The sequence below is a fragment of the Bradyrhizobium sp. SZCCHNR1053 genome, assembly GCF_032381235.1.
Lineage (GTDB): Bacteria > Pseudomonadota > Alphaproteobacteria > Rhizobiales > Xanthobacteraceae > Bradyrhizobium.
In genome coordinates this window covers 38,013-60,769 of sequence record NZ_JAUHJM010000002.1, presented here as the reverse complement: position 1 = coordinate 60,769, position 22,757 = coordinate 38,013, and the positions used below count along the sequence as shown (strand labels likewise).

At 66.5% G+C, this 22,757-nt stretch carries 25 protein-coding genes and 1 tRNA gene; 14 read left to right on the top strand and 12 right to left on the bottom strand.

The window, feature by feature from the left end; all coding sequences use genetic code 11:
* Positions 1–84: 84 nt before the first annotated feature.
* Both QX051_RS05235 and QX051_RS05230 read left to right on the top strand, forming a co-directional pair.
* Positions 85–1,632, top strand: coding sequence for an acetolactate synthase large subunit (locus QX051_RS05235; RefSeq protein ID WP_315775355.1), 1,548 nt, complete (start codon positions 85–87; stop codon positions 1,630–1,632).
* 130 nt (positions 1,633–1,762) lie between these two features.
* Positions 1,763–2,278, top strand: a complete 516-nt coding sequence (locus QX051_RS05230; protein ID WP_315734235.1) for a hypothetical protein — start codon at positions 1,763–1,765, stop codon at positions 2,276–2,278.
* A 118-nt stretch (positions 2,279–2,396) separates the two neighbouring features.
* Here the strand turns inward: QX051_RS05230 and QX051_RS05225 are convergent, their stop codons facing one another.
* On the bottom strand, positions 2,397–2,597 hold the full coding sequence (locus QX051_RS05225) for a hypothetical protein (RefSeq protein ID WP_315775354.1): 201 nt from the start codon (positions 2,595–2,597) through the stop codon (positions 2,397–2,399).
* 318 nt (positions 2,598–2,915) lie between these two features.
* On the opposite strand from QX051_RS05225, the gene QX051_RS05220 reads away from it, so the two are divergent.
* Positions 2,916–3,233 carry a hypothetical protein gene (locus tag QX051_RS05220; protein WP_315775353.1) on the top strand — a complete coding sequence of 106 codons (318 nt, stop codon included), beginning with the start codon at positions 2,916–2,918 and terminating at the stop codon, positions 3,231–3,233.
* Positions 3,234–3,363: 130 nt separating this feature from the next.
* Here QX051_RS05220 and QX051_RS05215 read toward each other — a convergent pair.
* From QX051_RS05215 to QX051_RS05205, 3 genes are all read right to left on the bottom strand, one after another.
* Positions 3,364–3,438: transfer RNA gene (locus QX051_RS05215), tRNA-Val, on the bottom strand.
* A gap of 242 nt (positions 3,439–3,680) precedes the next feature.
* Complete coding sequence (locus QX051_RS05210) at positions 3,681–4,970, bottom strand: hypothetical protein (RefSeq protein ID WP_315775352.1); 1,290 nt, start codon at positions 4,968–4,970, stop codon at positions 3,681–3,683.
* 132 nt (positions 4,971–5,102) lie between these two features.
* Positions 5,103–5,747, bottom strand: coding sequence for a DUF1134 domain-containing protein (locus QX051_RS05205; protein WP_315734113.1), 645 nt, complete (start codon positions 5,745–5,747; stop codon positions 5,103–5,105).
* A 119-nt stretch (positions 5,748–5,866) separates the two neighbouring features.
* Between QX051_RS05205 and QX051_RS05200 the strand changes: the two genes are divergently transcribed.
* Positions 5,867–6,376 carry a YHS domain-containing (seleno)protein gene (locus QX051_RS05200; RefSeq protein ID WP_315775351.1) on the top strand — a complete coding sequence of 170 codons (510 nt, stop codon included), beginning with the start codon at positions 5,867–5,869 and terminating at the stop codon, positions 6,374–6,376.
* A 14-nt stretch (positions 6,377–6,390) separates the two neighbouring features.
* Here the strand turns inward: QX051_RS05200 and cysQ are convergent, their stop codons facing one another.
* On the bottom strand, positions 6,391–7,224 hold the full coding sequence (cysQ, locus tag QX051_RS05195; RefSeq protein ID WP_315757408.1) for a 3'(2'),5'-bisphosphate nucleotidase CysQ: 834 nt from the start codon (positions 7,222–7,224) through the stop codon (positions 6,391–6,393).
* Between the two features lie 236 nt (positions 7,225–7,460).
* Here cysQ and chpT point away from each other — a divergent pair, with 236 nt between their 5' ends.
* The 6 genes from chpT to QX051_RS05165 all read left to right on the top strand — a co-directional run bounded on the left by chpT (position 7,461) and on the right by QX051_RS05165 (position 14,224).
* Positions 7,461–8,123, top strand: a complete 663-nt coding sequence (gene chpT / locus QX051_RS05190; protein ID WP_315734106.1) for a histidine phosphotransferase ChpT — start codon at positions 7,461–7,463, stop codon at positions 8,121–8,123.
* 242 nt (positions 8,124–8,365) lie between these two features.
* On the top strand, positions 8,366–11,161 hold the full coding sequence (locus tag QX051_RS05185) for a hybrid sensor histidine kinase/response regulator (protein WP_315775350.1): 2,796 nt from the start codon (positions 8,366–8,368) through the stop codon (positions 11,159–11,161).
* Between the two features lie 26 nt (positions 11,162–11,187).
* On the top strand, positions 11,188–11,658 hold the full coding sequence (locus QX051_RS05180; protein WP_172114528.1) for a chemotaxis protein CheW: 471 nt from the start codon (positions 11,188–11,190) through the stop codon (positions 11,656–11,658).
* Positions 11,659–11,727: 69 nt separating this feature from the next.
* Positions 11,728–12,093, top strand: coding sequence for a PleD family two-component system response regulator (locus tag QX051_RS05175; RefSeq protein ID WP_006613312.1), 366 nt, complete (start codon positions 11,728–11,730; stop codon positions 12,091–12,093).
* 74 nt (positions 12,094–12,167) lie between these two features.
* On the top strand, positions 12,168–13,358 hold the full coding sequence (locus QX051_RS05170) for a chemotaxis response regulator protein-glutamate methylesterase (protein ID WP_315775349.1): 1,191 nt from the start codon (positions 12,168–12,170) through the stop codon (positions 13,356–13,358).
* Positions 13,355–14,224, top strand: a complete 870-nt coding sequence (locus QX051_RS05165; protein WP_315734099.1) for a protein-glutamate O-methyltransferase CheR — start codon at positions 13,355–13,357, stop codon at positions 14,222–14,224. The genes QX051_RS05170 and QX051_RS05165 overlap by 4 nt, the downstream gene beginning before the upstream one ends.
* Before the next feature lie 143 nt (positions 14,225–14,367).
* Here QX051_RS05165 and QX051_RS05160 read toward each other — a convergent pair whose 3' ends face one another.
* The 7 genes from QX051_RS05160 to QX051_RS05130 form a co-directional block, all read right to left on the bottom strand.
* Positions 14,368–15,453, bottom strand: a complete 1,086-nt coding sequence (locus QX051_RS05160; protein WP_315775348.1) for a DUF2252 family protein — start codon at positions 15,451–15,453, stop codon at positions 14,368–14,370.
* A gap of 36 nt (positions 15,454–15,489) precedes the next feature.
* Complete coding sequence (locus QX051_RS05155) at positions 15,490–15,738, bottom strand: hypothetical protein (RefSeq protein WP_315775347.1); 249 nt, start codon at positions 15,736–15,738, stop codon at positions 15,490–15,492.
* Positions 15,739–15,844: 106 nt separating this feature from the next.
* Positions 15,845–17,008: a glutathionylspermidine synthase family protein gene (locus QX051_RS05150; RefSeq protein ID WP_315775346.1), complete on the bottom strand. Its 1,164-nt coding sequence runs from the start codon at positions 17,006–17,008 to the stop codon at positions 15,845–15,847.
* A gap of 5 nt (positions 17,009–17,013) precedes the next feature.
* Entirely contained in the window at positions 17,014–17,286 is a 273-nt protein-coding gene (locus QX051_RS05145) for a hypothetical protein (protein WP_315775345.1), read from the bottom strand.
* A gap of 61 nt (positions 17,287–17,347) precedes the next feature.
* Positions 17,348–17,740 carry a hypothetical protein gene (locus tag QX051_RS05140; RefSeq protein WP_315775344.1) on the bottom strand — a complete coding sequence of 131 codons (393 nt, stop codon included), beginning with the start codon at positions 17,738–17,740 and terminating at the stop codon, positions 17,348–17,350.
* A 2-nt stretch (positions 17,741–17,742) separates the two neighbouring features.
* The gene (locus tag QX051_RS05135) at positions 17,743–18,147 is read right to left on the bottom strand and encodes a DUF350 domain-containing protein (RefSeq protein WP_315734089.1); all 405 of its coding nucleotides are present in this window, start codon (positions 18,145–18,147) and stop codon (positions 17,743–17,745) included.
* A 71-nt stretch (positions 18,148–18,218) separates the two neighbouring features.
* Positions 18,219–18,974 carry a GntR family transcriptional regulator gene (locus tag QX051_RS05130; protein ID WP_315775343.1) on the bottom strand — a complete coding sequence of 252 codons (756 nt, stop codon included), beginning with the start codon at positions 18,972–18,974 and terminating at the stop codon, positions 18,219–18,221.
* 200 nt (positions 18,975–19,174) lie between these two features.
* Between QX051_RS05130 and QX051_RS05125 the strand changes: the two genes are divergently transcribed.
* The 4 genes from QX051_RS05125 (at position 19,175) to QX051_RS05110 (ending at position 22,748) form a co-directional block, all read left to right on the top strand.
* Positions 19,175–20,182 (top strand): ABC transporter substrate-binding protein, encoded by a 1,008-nt coding sequence (locus tag QX051_RS05125; protein ID WP_315775835.1) that lies wholly within the window; start codon positions 19,175–19,177, stop codon positions 20,180–20,182.
* Position 20,183: 1 nt separating this feature from the next.
* Complete coding sequence (locus QX051_RS05120; protein ID WP_315734084.1) at positions 20,184–20,993, top strand: ABC transporter permease; 810 nt, start codon at positions 20,184–20,186, stop codon at positions 20,991–20,993.
* A 2-nt stretch (positions 20,994–20,995) separates the two neighbouring features.
* Positions 20,996–21,772, top strand: a complete 777-nt coding sequence (locus tag QX051_RS05115) for an ABC transporter ATP-binding protein (protein ID WP_315775833.1) — start codon at positions 20,996–20,998, stop codon at positions 21,770–21,772.
* Between the two features lie 247 nt (positions 21,773–22,019).
* A complete protein-coding gene (locus tag QX051_RS05110) occupies positions 22,020–22,748 on the top strand; it encodes an aspartate/glutamate racemase family protein (RefSeq protein WP_315775342.1) in 729 nt (242 codons plus the stop codon).
* The last annotated feature ends 9 nt before the right edge of the window (positions 22,749–22,757 follow it).

The window sequence follows — 22,757 nt, the reverse complement described above, 5'->3', positions numbered from 1 at the left end:
GGCCAGCCCCTTTGACGCCGCGGGCGAACAATGATTGATCTGCCCAACATTGCAAATAGCGCGCGGAATCAGCAGGAGAAGATGATGAACGGTGCGGAAAGCCTGGTACGGACCCTGGTCGCAGGGGGCGTTGACGTCTGCTTTACCAATCCGGGCACCTCCGAAATGCACTTCGTCGCCGCGCTCGATCGGGTCGAGGGCATGCGCTGCGTGCTCGGCCTGTTCGAGGGCGTGGTGACCGGCGCCGCCGACGGCTATTTCCGCATGAAGGGCACGCCGGCCTCGACGCTTCTCCATCTCGGCCCCGGCCTCGCCAACGGCCTCGCCAATTTGCACAACGCCAAGAAGGCGCGCTCGGGCATCGTCAACATCGTCGGCCAGCACGCGACCTACCACATCGGCTTCAATGCGCCGCTGACCTCGGACATCGAGGGCCTGGCGCGGCCGATGTCCGATTGGGTGCGGACCTCGCCGAGCGCCAAGGCCGTGGCTGCCGACGGCGCCGCCGCGATCGCCGCCGCCAAGAGCGCGCCGCCGCAGATCGCCACCCTGATCCTGCCCGCTGACACCGCCTGGAACGAGGTCGACGGCATTGCCCAGGTTCCGGGAGAGGCGCAGCGCCCGAGCTATTCGGCTGACGCGGTCGAGAAGGCCGCGAAGATCCTGCACGCCCACGGCCCCGAGACGCTGGTGCTGATGACAGCGGGCGCATTGACCGAGCAGGCTCTGACCTTCGCCCAGCAGATCGCCGGCAAGACCGGCTGCCGCGTGATGGGCCAGACCTATCACCCGCGCATGGCGCGCGGCGCCGGACGGTTCTCGATCGACCGCATCCCTTACGTGATCGAGCAGGCGCTGCCGATCCTGAAGAACTACAAGCATATCGTGCTGGTCGAGGCCAACGACCCCGTCGCCTTCTTCGCCTATCCGAACAAGCCGAGCATGCTCAAGGCCGAGGGCACCGAGGTGCACCGCATGACCGCCTGGGGCGAGAACTCGGCCGCGGCGCTCGAGGCGCTCGCCGGCCATCTCGGCGCCAAGCCGGCCGACGTCAAGCCGCAGCCGCTCGCCGAGCTGATCAAGCCCACCGGCGCGTTGAACCACACCACCATCGCCCAGGCGATCGCCTATGCGATCCCGGAGAACGCGATCGTCGTCGACGAATCCATCACCACGGGCCGCGGCTTTTTCCCGCCGACGGCGGCCGCCAAGCCGCATGACTGGCTGCAGAACATGGGCGGCTCGATCGGCTTCTCGACCCCGGTCGCGACCGGCGCCGCGGTGGCCTGCCCGGACCGCAAGGTCATGTGCCTCGTGGGCGACGGCAGCGCGATGTACACGATCCAGTCGCTGTGGACCCAGGCGCGCGAGAACCTCAACGTCGTCACGGTGGTGTTCGCCAACAGGATCTATCAGATCCTGCGCGGCGAGTTCGACGGCGTCGGCGCCGGCGAGCCGGGCCAGCGCGCCCAGGACATGCTCAAGATCGACCGTCCGACGCTCGACTTCGTCGCCATGGCGAAGGGCATGGGCGTCCCCGGCCGCGCCGTCACCTCGGCTGACGAGTTCAATGCCGCGCTGGCCGAGGCCAATGCCGAATATGGCCCGCGCCTGATCGAAGTGCAGATGTAAATCCGCAACGCTGGCGGCCGCAAAACGGCCGCGGGCCGAGGGAAGGCGCATCGCCTCATTTATGGGGTTGGCGACTCACGCCGATCGCGTGTTGATGGTGAGGTGTCCTTCTCTCCTGTATCTGAACGGCATGCACAGTGAATTGAACCGGCTGATCTCTGCGCTGCAGGAGTTCTATGCGCGCGAGCGCTTCATCCTCGACCGTGATCTCGGCGAGCGCGCCTTGACGCATCGGCTGGCGGTGCATCTCGAACGCAACTTCCTGGGGTGGGACGTCGATTGCGATTACAATCGGCTCGGCGACCGCGCCATGCTGCTGCCGCGTGGCACCATCGTCTCGACCGACGATGAGCTGGGAAAATCGGTCTACCCGGACATCGTCGTGCACAAGCGTGCCGTGCCCGACAATCTGCTGGCGATCGAGGTCCGCAAGGCCGGCAACCACCAGCCGCTGGCGCATGACCGCCACAAGCTGATGGCGCTGACCGATCCGCATCTGTGGTTCGCCTATTGGATCGGCGTGCTGGTGATTCTCGACCGCCGCAGCGTGATCACGCCGGAGGTCTATGTCGGCGCCCGGATCGATCCGGGACTGTCGGCCTGGTTCGCGGGGCGATTGCAGCAGATGGGACTCGCCGCCGGCTGAGACATCTCGCAGAAGAGGTGCGCGATCGCGGTCGACGCGAATGAACAAGGGCCGCCCCGGAGAGGAGCGGCCCGATCTCGTCGCGCATGTGGAGCCTGCGGACAGGCGCGCCCACGCCCTACTTCGACATGGCGTCGCCGGACGACTTCTTCGCCGACTTCTTCTTCGTCTTGCTCATCTTCATGTCGTCGCCCCCGCCCATGGCGTCGCCGCTCTTCGCCGACTGGCCGGTGGTCGTCATCGGCTTCTCCGTGGACTGGGCAAGAGCGGCCGTCGAGACGAACGCGAGGGCGGCGGTGGCGATGATCAGTTTACGCATGCGGAAAACCTCCGAGGGTTGGAAACGCGCCGGACCATAGGCGAATTCGAGCGCGGCGTTCTGACGCAGGAATCAGGAAAACGTGAGAGCTCCGCCCCGCAAAAGCCGCCTTGCGCCGTCCCCGCGGAGGTAGCAGGTGCATTCTGTGACTGATGTGCTGGATGCAGGGCGCCCATGCGCGGACGAACGAGGTCAAAATGGCCGGGTGCGGCGATCCAATTGCCTCGATGCACATTCGATGCGTAGCCGCGGCCGTTGCTGCGACGTCGGCCTCTGGTCCAAATGGAATAGCTTCGGGCTTCATGGGGGGAGAACGGAATGTCGAACAACCTGAGCGCGGTCCGCTCTTCCGAGGAGATCGAGACGCTCGCGCGCGATGCAGTCGCCGACGCTCGGGCGGAGCGTCGCGAGCAGGCGTTGCAGAAGCTCGCGCCGTTGCGGAAGGCGCAGACCTGTCAGCGCGAAGCGGCCATGGTGCTGCTGTGGGTGGTCGATCATATCTGCCTGCCGCGGGACGTCGCGGCCGGGATTCTCATGGAGATCGCGCGATCTCACGACGAGGACGCCGACATTCTCGCCAGGGAAGCAGCTCGGACTACCGGTCGACATCGGCCGCTTCAGCCTGCCGGAATGTGAACTCGGCCAATGCAAGGTCAAGCTCGCCGAGCGTCCGCTGGCGGTGCCCCGATCGTCATCATGCGATGGCGGTATGGGCCCCAGATGGACGGTAGTAAACACGGAACTGACGCGCAAATTCAGAGGTCAATGGTGGGCGCACAAGGGATCGAACCTTGGACCTCTCCCGTGTGAAGGGAACGCTCTCCCGCTGAGCTATGCGCCCGGATCCTGGTGGCTGCCGGCCGTGGGGCCGTAAGAGGCAGCTGCCGAAGCAGTCCGTCGGAGCCCGCGATTTACGAAGCGCGGGCAGGGGGTGTCAAGGATTTGCGGCGCCGCTGGCGAGGAAAACTGCCGGGGTGCGGTGGCCCGTCCTCGATAGGGGCCGAAACCGGCCCTCTCGCGGGCCGGCCTCCATGCTGAAGCGAGGGGCAGATATCCGCCGCACTCGGCGCCGATCCGGCGGCCTCAGGCCCCGAGCTGCCGTGCTCGCGAGGCATGAGACTGCAGCGCGCGGATGCGGTCGGCCAGGGTGCCGCCTTGCGGACCGCCTGCGCCGGCTGCAGCGGCCGGAGCCGCGGCGACGCCATTGGCGTTGGCCGGCTTGGCGGGGGTCGGCTCGGCGGCCAGCATGGCTTCGATGGTCGAGTTCGGGCCCTCGATCTGCATTGCGAGCTTGGCCACTTCGGCGGCGATGTCGTTGATGCGCTCACGCAAGAGCGCGTTCTCCATCCGCTCCTGGGCCCAGGTGCTCTCGGCCTGCTGCTGGATCGCGTTCATCTCGCGCTGCAGCTTGGTGCGCTCGTCGCGGGCGGCCTGCAATTGCTCTTCGAGGGCGGCCTTCTCGGATTTGAGCCGCTCGAATGCGGCCGACTTGCCGCTGCCGAAGCCGGCCAGCTCCTCGCGCAGCTCCTTCAAGGCGCGGTCGGCGGCCACGTTGGCCTCGCGCAACTGGTTGTTCTCGAAATCACGTTCGGCAAGCAGCTTGCCCTGGGTCGACAGCCGGCTCTCGAGGTCGGCGACGCGGGTCGCCAGCATCTCGGCTTCCTTGACCTGGACGATCAGCTGGCGGTCGAGCTCGGTGACGCGCTGGCTGAGATTCTCGACCCGCGCGCGGGCGTCGTTGAGCGCCTTGGTCGCGGTGTCGGATTCGTCGCGCTCCAGCGCCAGCCGCGTCTGGGTCGCGGAGAATTCCTTCTCGGCGTCGGCCACGCGGCTGCGCAGCTCCTCGACCTGGGTCCTGACCGACACCAACTCGACCTGGCGGCTGTCCGCCAGCAGCGCCTTGTCGTTCAGCTCGGTGCTCAGCCGGACCAGCTCGGCCTGCTTCTCCTTCAGCGCCTGCTCGGCGGCGCGCAGCGCCTCGGTCTTGGCGGCGAACTCCTCTTCCGTGGCGCGGAGCTGGTCCTTGAGCGCCTTCTCGCGCGCCTCCAGCGCGAAGATCGCAGCGTTCTTCTCGCCGAGCTCGATCTTCATGCGGTTGATGGCGTCGGTCTTCTTGCCGAGGTCGGCGAGCTGGCCGGTGGCCTTGTTCTTGAGCGCGTCGACGCTCATCTCCAGCCGCCGCGCCGACATCGCGAACTCCGCGCGCAGCTGGTCCTTGTCGGCCTGGATCTCGGCCATCGACAGCGGCGTCGCCGCCTCGAGCCGGCGCGTCGTCAGCCGCACCGCACGATTGTGCACCAGCGGCACGATCATCAGCGCACAGAGCATGGCGATCAGAAAACCGATCGCAAAATACATGATCGGCTCGACCATGACGCACAACTCCCGGTCCAAAATGATTAACGGAATCACAATGCACGGCGGGCTGATTCAACGCCAGCCCAATGCCGTGTTAACCTTGATCCGTCGCGGGAGAACGTGTCCTAGCGGTACCAGCCGGCGACCTCAGAAAGGGTTCCAGGTCGCACTTGGGGTGAACTTGAGGTAGCCGACATTGGCGCCGAGCCGCAGGCCGATCCCGGATCGGATCGGCACCAGCACGATGTTGTTGGCGGTCAGCGCCGTCATGCCGAAGCCGCCGACGATATAGGCCGAGCCGTCGATGCCGACGAAGCGCTGATAGATCGCGCTGGTGGCCGGCAGGTTGTAGACCAGCGTCATGGTGCGGGCGCCGTCGCCGCCCCAGTCGAAGCCGAGCGAGGGGCCCTGCCAGTAGACGCGGAGGTCGCCGGCGTTCTTGGTGTAGAGCGTGCCCTCGCCGTAACGGAGACCGGCGACGAAAGCACCGGCGCCTTCCTCGCCCAGGATATAGCCGTTCGGCAGGCCCCATTGGCTGACGGCGCGCTCGATGACCGAGGCGAGGCCGCGCGAGACGTTGCCGAAGAAGCGGTGGCCGGCATTGACGAGCTCGTCCGGATTGAAGCTGTCCGGGCTCGGCGCAGGGCGCGGCGGCGGTGCGGGCTGCTGATACGGCTGCGCAGCCTGGTAGGGCGGCGCAGCAGGCGGGGGCGCCTGCTGCGCGGCGACCGACGCGGTCATGGCCAGCACGGCCGCTAGCGTGGCGGCGGCAAGGCGTGATGCGAAACTCATCGATGGAAATCCCCTGCTATCGGCTGCCCGAGCCTCGCCTTAACCTGACGCCAACCCCATCGGGCGATTGTCGAGCGAGGGGCGATGCCCCTGCGACTCCCATGTTATCGGCACCAACTATGACCGCACAACGGCAACAACCGAACCAGACCGGATCAAAGTCGCTGTTTCGCCCTGTAATTGCCGCTATCGCGCTCGCTGCGCTGCTGCTGCCGGTCGGCGCGCCGGCGGCCACGACGCAGCGCATCATCTCCGACCGCTTCAGCGGGCTGGCGATCGACGGCTTCGACCCTGTTTCCTATTTCGTGGATGGCAAGGCCCTGCTGGGACTGCCGGATTTCGAGGCGTCCCAGGGTGGGGTGGTCTGGCGGTTTCGCAACGAGGGCAATCGCGCCTCCTTCCTGGCCCATCCGAAGGTCTACGGCCCGCAATTCGGCGGCTACGACCCGACCGATGTGGCTCGCGGCGTGACGGTGGCCGGCAACCCGCGCTTCTTCGTCGTGGTCGAGGAACGGCTGTTCCTGTTCAACCGCGAGGAAAGCCGCGACGCCTTCGCGGCCGACCCGAGCCGCTATCTGCCGCGGGCGGAAGCTCGTTGGCCGGCGCTCGAGGAGGATCTGCCGCAGTAGGCGGCAGGGCTGTCTCAAATCCTCACCGCAGCCGGGTCGCCCCAGGCGATGAAGGACGGCACGATGAAGCCGTCGGGGCGCTCGCCATAGCGCAACGGCGCGCCGGTCTCGCTGGTGACGGTGCCGCCGGCGGCTGCGACCACGGCATGGCCTGCCGCCACGTCCCATTCCGAGGTCGGGCCGAGCCGCGGATAGATGTCGGCCAGACCTTCGGCGAGCCGGCCGAACTTCACGGCCGAGCCGAGCGGCAGGCGCACCGCGCCTGGACGGGCCGCAATGAAGGCTTCGGTGCGGGCATCGCCATGCGACCGGCTGACTGCGGCGACCCATGCCGCGCCCTGCGGCGGCATCGGCCGGGTGCGGATCGGCTCGGCGGCCGCCAAACCCGCCTCGGTGAACGACAGCCGCTCGGCGCCACGGCCGACCAGGCCGCGCCAGATCTGGCCGATGGCCGGCGCGCAGACGATGCCGAGCAGCGGGCTGCCGCCGGTGACCAGCGCCAGATTGACCGTGAACTCGCCGCGCCCGGCGACGAACTCCTTGGTGCCGTCGAGCGGATCGATCAGGAAGAAGCTGCCATTGAACGGTCCTGCGCTCGCCCCGACCCGCTCCTCCGACAGCGCGGGAATCGCGGGCGCCAGCCGTGCCAGCCCTTCGGCAATGACCCTGTCGGCGGCAAGATCGGCCTCGGTGACCGGCGAGCCGTCGGATTTGTCGGTGACAGCCATGGCGCGGCGGTTGACGGCGAGGATCGCGTAGGCCGCCTCGACGACGAGCTCCGTCAGGGGCGTCATCAGCGCGGCGGCGGCCTCGACCTCGACGGTTCCTGCAGTCGGTGCCGTCGTCATTGCGCGGTGCTCCTTCCGGCCGTTCCGTACGCAGCTTGCATCATCGTATCCTTGTTCTGGCGCCGGCGCATCCGGGTACGGCCGTTCGCACGTTCATTGAGCTGCGGCTGCCGGGAAAACCGCTACGTACTTTCCCGTGTCCCGCCCTCAGTCCGGTGGCGGTCCATGCTTTCGCAGTGTATCAAGCGTTAACGCAAGCATGATTCGCCCAGGTTCGCGGATTTCAGGAACATCGAATGTCCGGCACGTCCTCTCCCGAGATCGCCAATCCGATTCCCGCTCCCGATACGCTCGAACTTGCCGCTCTGCTCTGCTCGAAGGTCTGCCACGACCTGATTAGTCCGGTCGGCGCGATCGTCAATGGGCTCGAGGTGCTCGACGACAATCCGAAGCCGGAGGATCGCGACTTCGCGCTGGAGCTGATCCGCAAGAGCGCCAAGACGGCGTCTGCGCGGCTGCAGTTCTGCCGCCTCGCCTTTGGTGCGGCCGGCTCTGCGGGCGCGCAGATCGATCTCGGCGACGCCCAGACCATGGCGCGCGGCCACATCGAGGACGCCAAGACCTCGATCACCTGGAATCTGCCGCGGCTGCTGTTGCCCAAGAACCGGGTCAAGCTGCTGCTCAACATGATGGTGGTGGCGCAGCAGACGATCCCGCGCGGCGGCATGCTGACCGTCGACCCGATCGGCGACGGCGAGTCCATGAGCTTCCGCGTCGCTGCCACCGGGCTCAATGCCCGCCTGCCGCAGAACATCGTCAATCTGCTTGGCGGCGAATTGCAGTCGACCATCGATGCCCACGCGGTGCAGCCCTACTACACCCGTCTGCTCGCCGATGCCTGCGGCCTCAAGGTGACGCTCACCGCCGACGGCAACGCGATGGTCGTGCAGGCGGCCTGATCTGGCAGACGTCCTGCCGCGTCAGTCCTGCGACCTCGTGTCGTGGGACAGGCGCAACAATCCGTTCACCATGGTTAATCAAGCCTTGCCGATGGGTCCGAATTTGTCCGGATGCATCTTATCTCTTTGTTGAGTCCGTTCATTTGCGCTTACTCAACTAATATTAAACGCTTTGCACCGAAACTGGCCGCGGTTTGAAGGGCGCGTCATGTCGCGTTCCGTTGCGTGCGAAGGCCAGTTTCATGGATGACCTGTTGCGTGAGTTTCTGACGGAGACCAGCGAGAGCCTGGACACCGTCGATAATCAATTGGTGCGGTTCGAGCAGGAGCCGAACAACGCCAAGATCCTCGATAACATCTTCCGGCTGGTGCACACGATCAAGGGGACCTGCGGCTTCCTCGGCCTGCCGCGGCTCGAAGCGCTGGCGCATGCCGCCGAGACCCTGATGGGCAAGTTCCGCGACGGCATGCCGGTCACCGGCGAGGCCGTGACGCTGATCCTCACCACCATCGACCGCATCAAGGACATCCTCGGACAGCTCGAGGCCAACGAGGCCGAGCCCGAGGGCGAGGACCGCGATCTCATCAGCGAGCTCGAAGCCATGGTCGAGCGCGGCATGGCGGCAATGGCCGCGTCGGCGGAGCCGATCGCGATAGCCGGCGAGACCGCGCCACCGCTTGCGCCTGCAGCGCCGGCCGCGCCCGCGGTCACGCACGGCTCGCTGATCGACCAGACGCTGGAGCGTCCGCTGCGTCCGGGCGAAGTGTCGCTCGACGAGCTCGAGCGCGCCTTCCGCGAGACCGCGATCGAGTTGCCGCCCGCGCATGAGAAGGCGCCTGAGCCCAAAGCCGCTGCCCCGGCGCCGGTCGCCAAGGCCGGGCCTGCCAAGGCGGAAGCAGAGGCCAAGGCCGAGGCGCCGAAGAAGGCGGCGCGCGCCAAGGCCAATGCCGATGGCGAGGTGCACGAGAACGACAAGGTCGCCAACCAGTCGATCCGCGTCAACGTCGACACGCTCGAACATCTGATGACGATGGTCTCGGAGCTGGTGCTGACGCGCAACCAGCTGCTCGAGATCGCCCGCCGCAACGAGGACACCGAGTTCAAGGTGCCGCTGCAGCGGCTGTCCAACGTCACCGCCGAGCTGCAGGAGGGCGTCATGAAGACGCGCATGCAGCCGATCGGCAATGCCTGGCAGAAGCTGCCGCGCATCGTCCGCGACCTCGCCACCGAGCTCGGCAAGCAGATCGAGCTCGAGATGCACGGCGCCGACACCGAGCTCGACCGCCAGGTGCTCGACCTGATCAAGGACCCGCTCACCCACATGGTGCGCAACTCCGCCGATCACGGCCTGGAGACGATGGCCGAGCGCGCCGCGGCCGGCAAGGCCGAGCAGGGCACGATCCGGCTGTCCGCCTATCATGAAGGCGGCCATATCATCATCTGCATCGCCGACAACGGCCGCGGCCTCAACACCGAGCGCATCAAGGCCAAGGCCTTGGCGAACGGCCTCGTCACCGAGGCCGAGCTCGAGAAGATGACGGAAGCGCAGATCCACAAGTTCATCTTCGAGCCGGGCTTCTCGACCGCGGCCGCCGTCACCTCGGTCTCGGGCCGCGGCGTCGGCATGGACGTGGTGCGCACCAACATCGACCAGATCGGCGGCACCATCGACATCAAGTCGGTGCTCGGCGAGGGCACCTCGGTCACCATCAAGATCCCGCTGACGCTCGCGATCGTCTCGGCGCTGATCGTCGAAGCCGGTGGCGACCGCTTCGCGATCCCGCAATTGTCGGTCGTCGAGCTGGTGCGCGCGCGCGCCAACTCCGAGCACCGCATCGAGCGCATCAAGGACACCGCGGTGCTGCGCTTGCGCAACAAGCTGCTGCCGCTGATGCATCTGAAGAAGCTCTTGAAGATCGACGACGGCTCGTCGACCGATCCGGAGAACGGCTTCATCGTGGTGACGCAGGTCGGCAACCAGACCTTCGGCATCGTGGTCGACTGCGTGTTCCACACCGAGGAAATCGTGGTCAAGCCGATGTCGACCAAGCTGCGTCACATCGACATGTTCTCGGGCAACACCATCCTGGGCGACGGCGCCGTGATCATGATCATCGATCCGAACGGCATTGCGAAAGCGCTCGGCGCCGCCGGCTCGGCCTCGCAGGCGGTGTCCGACGAACACGCCGCGCATCACGCGATCGGTGGCGAGCAGCTCACCTCGCTCCTGGTGTTCCGCGCCGGCACGGCGCAGCCCAAGGCGGTGCCGCTGGCGCTGGTCACGCGCCTGGAGGAGATCGCGGCCGACAAGATCGAGATCTCCAACGGCCGCTACATGGTGCAGTACCGCGACCAGCTGATGCCCTTGGTGCAGATGGAAGGCGTGTCGGTGCAGACGTCGGGCTCGCAGCCGATCCTGGTGTTCGCCGACGAGACCCGGGCGATGGGCCTCGTGGTCGACGAGATCATCGACATCGTCGAGGAGCGGCTCAACATCCAGGTCTCCGGCGCCAAGGACGGCATCCTCGGCTCGGCGGTGATCAAGGGCCAGGCGACGGAAGTGATCGACGTCGGCCACTTCCTGCCGATGGCGTTCGCCGACTGGTTCATCCGCAAGGAGATGGCGACCGAGTCGCAGACGCAGTCGGTGCTCTTGGTCGACGACTCGCCGTTCTTCCGCAACATGCTGGCGCCGGTGTTGAAGTCGGCCGGCTACAAGGTGCGCACGGCGGCGTCGGCGATCGAGGGCCTCGCCACGCTGCGTTCCGGGCACAGCTTCGACATCGTCGTCACCGACATCGAGATGCCGGAGATGAACGGCTTCGAGTTCACCGAGGCGATCCGCGCCGACCAGAACCTGAACCAGATGCCGGTCATCGCGGTGTCGTCGCTGGTGTCGCCGGCGGCGATCGAGCGCGGCCGCCAGGCCGGGCTCTACGACTACATCGCCAAGTTCGACCGGCCCGGCCTGATCGCGGCGCTGAAGGAACAGATCGAGGAACGGGCGCGCGCCGAAGCCAACCGGCGGGCCGCGTGACAGCAAGCGGACAGGAGCAGCGTGCGATGAGCAGCAAGATCGAAACCACCGAAGGCGCCGCCGTCGAATACGTCACTGCGATGATCGGCGGCCAGCTGTTCGGCCTGCCCATCTCGCGGGTGCAGGACGTGTTCATGCCGGAGCGGGTGACGCGGGTGCCGCTGTCGTCGGCGGAGATCGCCGGCGTCCTCAATCTGCGCGGCCGCATCGTGACCGTCGTCGACATGCGGGCGCGGCTCGGCCTCGCCCGCGCCGAGGACGGCAAGCCGCCGATGGCGGTCGGCGTCGATCTGCGTGGCGAGTCCTATGGTCTCCTGATCGATCAGATCGGCGAGGTGCTGCGGCTGCCCGAGGAGAGCCGGGAGGAGAACCCGGTCAATCTCGACCCGCGCATGGCGAAGCTCGCCGGCGGCGTGCACCGCCTCGACGGTCAGCTGATGGTCATCCTCGATGTCGATCGCGTGCTCGAGCTCGCAGCAGACAAGATGGCGGCCTGAACACTGCAATTTGAGGGCGGCGGCGCATCAGGCGTCGTTGCATTGGGATCCTGATCTCGTGAGGCTGATATGAGAACGTGTCTGGTAGTTGACGATTCCAGCGTCATTCGAAAGGTGGCGCGACGCATTCTGGAAGGTCTGGATTTCCAGATCGTGGAAGCGGAGGACGGCGAGCAGGCTCTGGAGATCTGCAAGCGGGGCCTTCCCGATGCGGTGTTGCTCGACTGGAACATGCCCGTCATGGACGGCTATGAGTTTCTCGGCAATCTCCGGCGCATGCCCGGTGGCGACGCGCCGAAGGTGGTGTTCTGCACGACCGAGAACGATGTCGCGCACATCGCGCGCGCGCTGCACGCCGGCGCCAACGAGTACATCATGAAGCCCTTCGACAAGGACATCGTGACCGCGAAGTTTCAGGAAGTCGGGCTGATCTGATCTCCGTTGCGTGCGGCGGTCCCGTGGTCGTCCGGGCTTGCCGTCACCCCGTGCCTCTGTCCTGTTGGTGAACTATGAGCGTCGCGTTGGCCAGTTCTTCGATCCCGAGTTCGATCAGGCAGGAACCTCTCCGGGTGATGGTCGTGGACGACTCCGTCGTCATCCGCGGCATGATCTCGCGTTGGATCGCGTCTGAGCCCGACATGGTCGTGGCGGCGTCGCTGCGCACCGGCCTGGAAGCCGTGAACCAGATCGATCGCGTCAATCCCGACGTCGCCGTGCTCGACATCGAGATGCCCGAGCTCGACGGCATTGCCGCCCTGCCGAAGCTGCTTGCCAAGAAGAAGAACCTCGCCGTCATCATGGCGTCGACGCTGACCCGCCGCAACGCGGAGATCAGCTTCAAGGCGCTGTCGCTCGGCGCGGCCGACTACATCCCGAAGCCCGAGAGCACGCGCGAGGCCTCGGCGGCCGACAATTTCCACTACGATTTGATTCAGAAGATCCGCAATCTTGGCGCCAAGGCGCGCCGCGCCGCTCCTGCTCCGCATGCGCCGGCCGCATCGCCGATCGTTCCGCAAGTCCAGGGGCTCCGGCCTGTGCTTGCATCGCGGCCGATGGTCGCCCCCGTGGCGCCCGCCGTGCCGACCCAGCTGGCGCGCCGCTCCTTCAGCACGCAGATGCCGAAGGTGCTGCTCATCGGATCGTCGACCGGCGGCCCGCAGGCGCTGATGTCGCTGGTGACCGAGCTCGGTCCCGTGATCGACCGCTTTCCGGTGCTGATCACCCAGCATATGCCGCCGACCTTCACCACCATCCTCGCCGAGCATCTGGCGCGCTCGAGCCGCCGACCGGCCCACGAGGCCGTCGACGGTGAGGTGGTGAAGCCGGGTCAGATCTACCTTGCCCCCGGCGGCCGCCACATGCGTGTGGTGCGCCATGGCGCCGATGTGGTGATCGCGCTCGACAACGGTCCTCCGATCAATTTCTGCAAGCCCGCCGTCGATCCCTTGTTCATGTCGGCGATCGAGGTCTGGCAGGGCTCGACCCTGGCCGTGATCCTGACGGGCATGGGTTCCGACGGCATGCGCGGCGGCAAGGACATCGTCGCCGCCGGTGGCAGCGTGATCGCGCAGGACGAGGCGACCAGTGTGGTCTGGGGCATGCCGGGCGCAGCCGCCAATGCCGGCATCTGCGCGGCCGTCCTTCCCTTGAACCAGATCGGACCGAAGCTGGTCCGTCTGTTTGCTGGAGACCGTTCGTGACACCCCTGGACTATGAGTTCTTGCGTAAGGTCCTGAAGGATCGCTCCGGCCTCGATCTGTCGGCCGACAAGCAGTACCTGGTCGAAAGCCGGTTGCTGCCGCTGGCCCGCCGCGCCAACCTGCCGGGCATCCCGGAGCTGGTGCAGAAGATCAGGAGCGGCGCGGAGCAGCTCACGACGCAGGTGGTCGAGGCGATGACCACCAACGAGACGTTCTTCTTCCGCGACAAGATTCCGTTCGATCATCTCCGTGAGGGCATCCTGCCGGCGCTGATCCAGTCGCGTGCCAATCGTCGTTCCCTGCGCATCTGGTCGGCCGCCTGCTCGACCGGACAGGAGCCGTATTCGATCGCGATGTGCCTGCGCGAATTCGGTCCCGCTCTGGCGGGCTGGCGCATCGAGATCATTGCCACCGACCTGTCGCAGGAGGTGCTGGAGAAATCGAAGGCCGGCCTCTACAGCCAGTTCGAGGTGCAGCGCGGATTGCCGATCCAGCTGCTGGTGAAATATTTCACGCAGCTCGGCGAGCTCTGGCAGCTCAGCGCCGACATCCGCGGCATGGTCCAGCATCGCCAGCTCAATCTGCTGCAGGACTTCTCGCATCTCGGCAAGTTCGACATCATCTTCTGCCGCAACGTGCTGATCTATTTCGACCAGGAGACCAAGGCCTCGATCTTCGAGCGGATGGCCAAGGTGATGGAGCCGGACGGCACGCTGTTGCTGGGAGCCGCCGAATCGGTCGTCGGCATCACCGACGCGTTCAGGCCCAACCAGGAGCGGCGGGGTCTGTACCAGATCAATCCGGTGCGCAGTCCGCGCGGTGGCGCTGCGCTGCTGCCCGGCCTCAAGGTGGTCGCGGCTCGCTGACGTTTGCGCTGAGCGCGGAGACATCGTCGGAACATCGGCCGGCGTCGGCCGTGCGGCCGGACTGACCGGTGTGTGATGAAGGTCGGGCTCCGGTCGGTGCTTCCTCGTCCTCGCCGTATCGGTCCTCACGTCGAGCGCTGAACTCAGGCCCGTCGGCACCACACGTCGTAGTCCCTCTCCGTCGCCTCGCGTGCGGCGCGGGAAGCTCTGCGCAGCCAGCCCGAACCGCGTTTCCTGAGATCCGCCGCGATGGTGCTGCTGACGCGACCGTCAGCCGCATGGACGGAGGCGAGCTCCGCGCCCATGCCGCGTAGAAGGACGAGCTTGAGGTCGGCGCCGGCCTCCTTGCCGAGGTCGATCTTGCGCGCATCGGCCGACAATCGCCGAACGACGTAGTCCCCCTCGTCGGTCCGGTAAACGCGGAGGAATGGATCGGGCGCGCGATGGGCTCCATTCGAGAGTTCAATGAACCTGTGCTGAGGCGCCGGCTTCCGTTGCGGCTTGTCCTTCGCCCAGGTCCAGGCCGAAGGGACCAACGCCTTCGCTTCGCGCACGACGCGGCCGCCGCGCCATGTTGCGACGACGACGAAGCGTGGACGTCCCAGGCTGCCGCCGCCGGCGGCGCGGCGGAAGAATCTCGGCGTCTCGCCCGTCCCGGGAAGGCTGCCGAGGAGCAACTTATGGACGGCGGAAGGAATTGCATCCGCCGGCGTCAATCCGTCGATCTCGTCCCAGAATTTTCGCCGGCACTGATCCGAGCATTTGACGTAGGAGCGGATCCACATCTCATGGTCGTCGAGCAGCGCCGGCCCTGGCCTTTGAAGTCCGTGGCGATAGCCTTCCAGGATCGCGTCTGCCGCATCGCGGTTGCCGATCTCCATTTTCGGCGCGAGCTCGACGCTGGTCGTGAGTCGGACCAGATCGAGGACGTAGGGCATCACCGCGGCCTCGTCGAAATCATTGACGCCCCACACCCAGCGCCCGTCGGCGTCGCGCCATGTCCCGAAATTCTCTAGGTGGATGTCGCCGACGCACAGCGCGACCGGTGCCTCGGCCAGCTCCGGGTAGATCTCCTCGATGCGCCGCGCCCAGCGGTAGTACGTCGCCCGCAGGAAGATGAAGGGGCTCTTTCGCATCCGCTCGTGCTTGGTGAGGAGGTCGTCCTCGACCACTGCGCATTGGCTGCGAAGCCAGGCCTCGTAGGCCGCGGTATCTTCGATGATGGACACGCGATGCCTCCCGATGCGCCGGGCCCGAGCGAAGCCTTATGAGTTGCGTTGATGCCGAACGAACGTGGTCTCGCCCATCGCGCGCAGCGCGCGCTTGTCGAACGGCTTGTCGAACGGCTTGTCGAACGGCTTGGCGAGCCGGGGCAGGCCGCGGATATCCGGCGGAAACAGCGTCGCATCGTCATGGCCCGAGGTAATGACGATCTTCAGATCGAGCGCGATCAGGCCCTCGTCCTCGGCGACCAGGATCCGCAGGCCTTCGAGTTCGGTATTGTCCGTCGCCATGCCTCATCCCGACTATGCGCGCCGATCCGGCAGGGAATTCCCCTCGGTCCTATCTAGTGCTCCGGAACCGCGTGTCGAGGCGCTTTCGCTGGCTGTCGTCAAGATCCTACAGGATTGCATGCGGCAAAAAGCGCGAGCGGTTGCCGGTGATCGGGCTCGTGTCCTCGCGGATCGACAGGCCGCATGGCTCGTGGTCGACGAGCCAGCTGCCGATCACCGGGAACACGCCGCCGAAATCCGGCAGCGGCGCCACCGCCTGGCGGATGTAGCCCTCGGCGCCGTAGGGCCCGTCCTGCGCGGAGACGGCGACGCCGTCGGACACCAGGCTGACATTGGCGCCCTCGCGCGAGTAGATCGGCTTGCGCACGAAGCTCGAGCCGAGGCTGGCGGCTTTCGGATCGTCCTCGAAATAGGCCGGCAGCAGGTTCGGATGGCCTTCGTGCATCTGCCAGAGCAGCGGCAGGATGCCCTTGTTGGACAGGATGGCCTTCCACGGCGGCTCGATCCATTGCGTCGGCGCTTGCGCGAGCTTGGCGCCGAACTCATCGCGGAACATCCATTCCCAGGGATAGAGCTTGAAGGCGAGCGCGATGTCGCCGTCGTCGAGATCGACGAAGCCGCCGCCGATCTCGCGCCAGCCGATGTCGGCGACATCAAGGATGGTTGTCGACAGGCCCGCTTGGGCTGCCGTGTCGGCCAGATAGGCCAGGGTCGCGGCGTCCTCGGCGTTGCCGGTGAGCCCGGCCAGATGCACGCGGCGCTGCCTGCCGAGGGCGCGCCAGCGCTCGATCAGGCGCTCATGGATCGAGTTGTACTGGTCCGCACGCCCCGGCAGGATGCGACGTTCGATCGCCTGCTCGAGCCAGGTCCATTGGAACACCGCAGCCTCGAAGATCGATGTCGGCGTATCGGCATTGTATTCGAGCAGCTTCGCCGGCGCGCGGCCGCCGTGATAGCTGAGGTCGAACCGTCCGTAGAGGCTGCCGTCCCTTCGCTTCCAGCTCTCCGCCAGCAGCGGCCAGATCGCCTGCGGGATCTTCAGGCGGCGGAGCAGCGCCTCGTCGCCGATGACGCGTGCGACCAGCGCGAGGCACATCTGCTCGATCTCGGCCGTCGGCTCCTCGATGCCGAGCTCGATCTCGGCGATCGTGAACGCGTAGTAGGCGCGCTCGTCCCAATAGCGCTCGCCGTCGAGTTCGTAGAAGGCGAATCCGCATCGTGCCGCCGTCTCGCGCCAGTCGTCACGTTCGGGGCAGGGGATGCGCTGCATCGGTGTCAGCCCCAGGTAACACCAACCATGCCGTGCCCGTGGCAACCGGGCGCAGCATCGCCGAAGCCGCCATCGATGATGCGGCCATGACCGCGTCCGCGCGGTCCCGGCGCCGTCCCGCGTCGGCGACCACGCGATCGCTTGTTCGCAAAATGTTGCGAGGCGGCGGCGGACACCGCAGCCTTGATCGTCGCCGGCACCACCAGGTGCGGACGTTGCATCGGATCGCTTCCGATGAGTCGGTAGGCCAGTTTTTTATGATTTTGAGTCTGTGTCAAAGATCCGAATCCAAGGAAACATCACAAACGCGGTGTTTTCACGGCGCCGGCGCGACGAAAATCAGCCGCCGCCTCCGAAGCCGTGTCCGAACGAGCCGAAGCCGCCGCGCGAGACATGCGCGGAGGACGCCTCGGCGACATGGCTCGAGCCGCTGCTTCTGGAATCGCTGTCGCCGCTGGAAAATCCCCAGCGACCGGAGCCGCTGCCGCCGCCACCGCCGCTCGAGCGGCGCGTCGTGCATTCGCTCGTCTGCGGCTGGCCGGCCATCGTCGGCGTCTCGGTGCCCTGCTGCGGGCAGCTCTGCTGCCGCGGCATCAGCGCATAGGCGGTGCTGCCGACGGCGAGCGTGCCCATCAGCAGCAGCGCGACGTGGCCGGAGCGCTTCACCGGCGGCGTCGCGGGCGGGGGCGGCATCGGCCGGCGCTTGCCGAATTCGCGGCGTTGCTTGGACATGGTCAGATGATCATCGAGGCGGCGTTGAGTGCGCCGGCGGAGAGCGACGCGAGACCGAGCCAGATTGCGGAGGCCAGCTCGCCGGCGACGATGCGCTGGGCGAGATCCGGCACCGGGATGCGCACGAGGTAATAGACGATCACCTGGACGATCAGCGCGACCAGCGCCCAGATCAGGCAGTCAAGCACGTTGGCGGAATGGGCGATGGCGCTGACCAGCGGCAGGGTGAAGCCGAGCAGGCTGAGGCCGAGCGCGATCGCAGCCGACGGATGGTTGTCCCGGATCAGCTGGAATTCATTGTAGGGCGTGACGCGGGTGTAGATGAACAGGTAGGCCGTCACCGCGACCAGCGCGGTACAGAAGTACACCAGAAAGGCCGGCAGGCCGGCGAGCGATTGCAGGATCATGGATCAGGCCCGACGCGTGGAAGCTCTCATCTGTCGCGATGCCAGCATGCCCGGTTCGACGTGAACAAAGTCTATCCGTCTTTCGCCGGATCCAGCCTGGCCTGGTCCAGCATCTGCAGCACGGAATCGCCCGTCTTGCGGGTGTGCTCGGAGAGCGCCTCGGCGAAGCCGTCGCCGTCTCGGGCCCGCAGCAACGCCATGAAGGCCTCGTGCTCGCCGATCGACTCGTCCCAGCGCCGCGCGTCGTAATTGGCGACCGCCCGCGCGCGGAACACGCTCGCATGCAGGGTGCTCCACATGTTGAGCAGCACGGCGTTGCCGGCGAGCTTGGTGATCTCGGCATGGATCTGCTGGTTGAGCCGGAAATAGGCGGCGCGCTCGGCGACGCGATGCAGCGCCACCAGCTCGGCATGCATGGCGTCGAGCCTGGCGAGGTCGTCCGCCGTCGCACGCGCGGCCGCGGCGCGGCCCGCGGTGGCATCGAGCGACACCATCACGTCGAAGATCTCGGCGATCTCGCGGGCGTCGATCGGCGTCACCACGGGCGTGCGATGCGGCCGCAGCTCGATCAGGCCCTCGGCGGCGAGGATCTTGAAGGCCTCGCGCAGCGGCGTGCGCGAGACGCCGAAGGTCTCGCACAGCATGCGCTCGGGCAAGGCAGCGCCGGCGGCGAGCTCGCCGTCCACGATCATCTCGCGCACCCTGGCGACGAGCTGATCGTGCAGCGACAGCCGATCGAGCGGCCGCTGGGAGTGGTCGGACGACAGCTTCAGCCGCGCCGGCTTGAAGCGCGTCTTCAGTCTGGGCCGGGGTGCTGGTGGGGTCATGTGGGCGCGGCTGCTCCGCTGCGAGATGCCTGAAATTCGGGCGATGCGCCCGCGGATCAGGCAGGTTCTCCAAGTTTGATATGCTGTTTCATACTGATTTTATTATATAAAATCAATATTGCATATCGCATCCAGTTGGCATGTCGTTTGCTAATGAGAGGACAAGCCGTGACAATCCCGTGGATCGACCTGCCCTGGAGATGGATGTGAAACGTTTCGTGCTGCCCATTCTCGCCCTGCTCGCGCTCGCGCTGCCCTCGCTCAGCTTCGCCGACGACGCCGCCAAGATCAAACTCGGCTACGCCAAATGCGCGCATTGCACGCCGATGTCGCTGACGCCGCAATTCGCGGAGGGCGTCGCGATCGACGCCGTCAGCTTCAACACCGGCACTGATGCGCTGACCGCGCTGGTGTCGAAGAACATCGACGTCGCGCAAGTCACTTATCTGCACTACGCCATCGCGCTCGACAAAGGCTTCGATGTCGTCGCCATCTCCGGCCAGGTCAATGGCGGCTCGGCGATCCTGCTCGGCAATGATCTTGAGATCGCGCCGGGCGACTGGACCGCGCTGAAGGCTGTCATCGCCAAGTTCAAGGCCGACGGCAAGCCGTTCCGCGTCGCCGCCTCGCGCGGTAATGCGCAGGACATTCACATGCGCGGTGCCTTCGCCAAGCAGGGCATCGACATCAATAAGGACGTGCAGTTCATCAACATCCCGAACCCGTCGGATCATCTGCAGGCGCTGCGCCGTGGCGAGGTCGAGCTGATCTGCACCGTCGAGCCGTTCGCGACCCAGATCATGCAGGCCAAGGCGGCGAAGTTCTTCGGCTTCCCCTATGACCAGGCCGCCGGCAAGCTGACCAATCTGATCCTGACCCGCTCCGACGTCATCGCATCCAACCCGAAGGCGCTGGAGGGCGTGGTGCGCGCGGTCGTGAAGGTCGACGCGCACATCGCGGCCGACAAGCCGGCGCTGATCGAGGTGATCTCCAAGATCACCGGCCTGGACAAGGCGATCGCCACCGGCGCGGTCGAGAATCTCGATCCCGATCCGAAGATGTACCGCGCTTCCGCGCTCGCCATCGCCACGATGATGCGCGACCTCAAATACATCAACTCGGACGTCTCGGCGGCGGTCGAGAAGAACCTCGACTACCGCTTCCTGGAAGCGGCGACCGGCAAGCCGAAGAGCGAGCTCGGCTACTGAGATGGCCGCGCTCGCCCAGCTCAGGAAGCTCGACCGCACCATCGTGCCCGTGCTGGTGCTCGCGGGCTGGGAGGCGTTCTCGCGCTCCGGCGCGCTGCCGGCGGCGCTGCTGCCGGCGCCGTCGACGGTGCTGTGGGCGTGGGCGGACTGGCTGGTCGGCACCGACGGCAACACCCAGACCTACAGCGCGCATTGGCTCGCCGACATGCTGGCGAGCCTGTCGCGCGTCGCGGCGGGCTTTGCCATCGCCACTTTGCTCGGCGTCGGCCTCGGGGTCGCGATCGGCTGGTCGCGCAAGACCGAGATCGTGATCGAGCCGACCTTGCAGATGCTCAGGCCGATCCCGCCGGTGTCGTGGATCCCGCTCGCCATCATCTGGTTCGGCATCGCCAACAAGCCGGCGATCTTCCTGGTGTTTCTCGGCGCCTTCTTCCCGATCCTGCTCAACACCATCCACGGCGTGAAGACCTGCGACCGCAATCTCATTCGCGCCGGCGCCATGGTCGGCGGCAGCGAGCGCAAGCTGTTGCGCTACATCGTCGTGCCCGCGGCGATGCCGAGCATCTTTGCCGGGCTTCGCATCGGCATCGGCTCGGCCTGGATGCTCACCGTGACGGCCGAGATGGTCGCGGTGAAGAGCGGGCTCGGCTACGTGCTGTGGGATTCCTACTACTTCCTGCGTTACGATCTGGTGCTGGCGGCGATGGCGAGCATCGGCCTGCTCGGCTTCTGCAGCGATCTCGCCATTCGCTTCGTGATGGCGCGCGTGCTGCACTGGCAGCGCAACACCACCTTGGGCGGCGGGGAATGAGCATGGTCGCGATCGAGATCGCCAGCGTCTCCAAGATCTTCACCGACAGGAAGCGCAACGCCGAGGTGACGGCGCTCGCCGACATCAGCCTCAGCATCGCGCGCAACGAGTTCGTCTGCCTGCTCGGCCCGTCCGGCTGCGGTAAGTCGACCCTTCTCAACATGATCGCCGGATTCGAGCAGCCGAGCGCGGGCCGCATCGCCGTCGACGGCGAGACGGTGACGGCGCCCGGCGCCGATCGCGGCGTCGTCTTCCAGCACGCCAATCTGATGCCGTGGCTGCCGGTGTGGGAGAACGTCGCCTTTCATCTGCTGCTAGGCGGCGGCCAGAAGGCCGAGCGCCGCGCGCGGGCGCAGGTCTATATCGACATGGTCGGGCTGACCGGCTTCGAGAACCACTATCCGTCGGAGCTGTCGGGCGGCATGAACCAGCGCGTCGGCATCGCGCGGGCGCTGCTGATGAATCCTCAAGTGATTCTGATGGACGAGCCGTTCGGCGCGCTCGACGAGCAGACCCGCATGGACATGCAGACCGAGCTTGTCAGGATCTGGCAGCAGCACCAGGGCACGATCGTGTTCGTCACCCACGGCATCGACGAGGCGCTGACGCTCGGCACCCATGTCGCGGTGATGAGCGCACGTCCCGGCCGCCTCGTCGAGATCATCCCGATCGACCTGCCGCGTCCACGGGATATTACCTCGCCGCAGTTCAACGCGCTGAAGCGCCACATCCTGGCGCTGCTGCGCGGCGAGCGGGCGGAGCAGGGGGAGCGGGTGTGAGGATGGCCCGATTGCTCCCGCACAAACGATGCATGTTGAAGCCGAGACAGCTCGATATGCGCAGTGCGCCCCCTCTCCCGCTTGCGGGGGAGGGCTGGGGTGGGGGCGCTCCACGGCACGCTGCCCGTGAGGAGAGAGTTCCCCCACCCGGATCGCATCTGCGATGCGATCCGACCTCCCCCGCAAGCGGGAGAGGTCTTCCCGCCGACCACCTCCAACTGCCCGCGCCGAGAGAGGCAAACCACCAATGACCAAACGCACTCTCCTCGGCATGCTGACGCCGTCGTCGAACACCGCGCTGGAGCCGATCACCTCGGCCATGGTCGCCGGGCTGCCGAACGTGTCAGCGCATTTCTCGCGCTTCAAGGTCACTGAGATCGCGTTGTCGACCGACGCGCTGGCGCAGTTCGACACATCGAACATCCTGCGCGCGGCAGAATTGCTCGCGCATGCCAGGGTCGACGTGATCGGCTGGAACGGCACCTCCTCGGGCTGGCTCGGCTTCGAGGCCGACGTCAAGCTGTGCGAGCAGATCACCGCGGCGACCGGCATTCCCGCGACCACCTCGATGCTGGCGCTGAACGAGATTCTGACGAGATCCGGCGTGAAGCGGCTCGGCTATGTCACACCCTATCGCGACGACGTGCAGGCGCGGATCATCGCCAACTACGAGACGCTCAGCATCGGTTGCGGCGGCGACCGCCATCTCGGCCTGCAGGACAATTTCTCCTTCGCCGAGGTCACCGAGGCGCAGCTCGAGCGCATGATCCGCGAGGTCGCGGCCGAGAAACCCGATGCGATCGCCGTCGTCTGCACCAACCTGCGCGCCGCGCCGCTGGTCGACAGGATGGAGCAGGAGACGGGCATTCCAATTCTCGACACCATCGCCACCGTGGTATGGAAGAGCCTGAAGGTCGCCGGCGTCGATCCGGCCGCCGTGACCGGCTGGGGCTCGCTGTTCAAGAACTTCGCCTGAGAAGGACGT

Bases quoted from the DNA above. Each gene is read 5' to 3' on its own strand.
- QX051_RS05235 (WP_315775355.1), top strand. From the start codon at position 85: ATGAACGGTGCGGAAAGCCTGGTACGGACCCTGGTCGCAGGGGGCGTT.
- QX051_RS05230 (WP_315734235.1), top strand. From the start codon at position 1,763: ATGCACAGTGAATTGAACCGGCTGATCTCTGCGCTGCAGGAGTTCTAT.
- QX051_RS05225 (WP_315775354.1), bottom strand. From the start codon at position 2,597: ATGCGTAAACTGATCATCGCCACCGCCGCCCTCGCGTTCGTCTCGACG.
- QX051_RS05220 (WP_315775353.1), top strand. From the start codon at position 2,916: ATGTCGAACAACCTGAGCGCGGTCCGCTCTTCCGAGGAGATCGAGACG.
- QX051_RS05210 (WP_315775352.1), bottom strand. From the start codon at position 4,970: ATGGTCGAGCCGATCATGTATTTTGCGATCGGTTTTCTGATCGCCATG.
- QX051_RS05205 (WP_315734113.1), bottom strand. From the start codon at position 5,747: ATGAGTTTCGCATCACGCCTTGCCGCCGCCACGCTAGCGGCCGTGCTG.
- QX051_RS05200 (WP_315775351.1), top strand. From the start codon at position 5,867: ATGACCGCACAACGGCAACAACCGAACCAGACCGGATCAAAGTCGCTG.
- cysQ (WP_315757408.1), bottom strand. From the start codon at position 7,224: ATGACGACGGCACCGACTGCAGGAACCGTCGAGGTCGAGGCCGCCGCC.
- chpT (WP_315734106.1), top strand. From the start codon at position 7,461: ATGTCCGGCACGTCCTCTCCCGAGATCGCCAATCCGATTCCCGCTCCC.
- QX051_RS05185 (WP_315775350.1), top strand. From the start codon at position 8,366: ATGGATGACCTGTTGCGTGAGTTTCTGACGGAGACCAGCGAGAGCCTG.
- QX051_RS05180 (WP_172114528.1), top strand. From the start codon at position 11,188: ATGAGCAGCAAGATCGAAACCACCGAAGGCGCCGCCGTCGAATACGTC.
- QX051_RS05175 (WP_006613312.1), top strand. From the start codon at position 11,728: ATGAGAACGTGTCTGGTAGTTGACGATTCCAGCGTCATTCGAAAGGTG.
- QX051_RS05170 (WP_315775349.1), top strand. From the start codon at position 12,168: ATGAGCGTCGCGTTGGCCAGTTCTTCGATCCCGAGTTCGATCAGGCAG.
- QX051_RS05155 (WP_315775347.1), bottom strand. From the start codon at position 15,738: ATGGCGACGGACAATACCGAACTCGAAGGCCTGCGGATCCTGGTCGCC.
- QX051_RS05150 (WP_315775346.1), bottom strand. From the start codon at position 17,008: ATGCAGCGCATCCCCTGCCCCGAACGTGACGACTGGCGCGAGACGGCG.
- QX051_RS05140 (WP_315775344.1), bottom strand. From the start codon at position 17,740: ATGTCCAAGCAACGCCGCGAATTCGGCAAGCGCCGGCCGATGCCGCCC.
- QX051_RS05135 (WP_315734089.1), bottom strand. From the start codon at position 18,147: ATGATCCTGCAATCGCTCGCCGGCCTGCCGGCCTTTCTGGTGTACTTC.
- QX051_RS05130 (WP_315775343.1), bottom strand. From the start codon at position 18,974: ATGACCCCACCAGCACCCCGGCCCAGACTGAAGACGCGCTTCAAGCCG.
- QX051_RS05125 (WP_315775835.1), top strand. From the start codon at position 19,175: ATGGATGTGAAACGTTTCGTGCTGCCCATTCTCGCCCTGCTCGCGCTC.
- QX051_RS05120 (WP_315734084.1), top strand. From the start codon at position 20,184: ATGGCCGCGCTCGCCCAGCTCAGGAAGCTCGACCGCACCATCGTGCCC.
- QX051_RS05115 (WP_315775833.1), top strand. From the start codon at position 20,996: ATGGTCGCGATCGAGATCGCCAGCGTCTCCAAGATCTTCACCGACAGG.
- QX051_RS05110 (WP_315775342.1), top strand. From the start codon at position 22,020: ATGACCAAACGCACTCTCCTCGGCATGCTGACGCCGTCGTCGAACACC.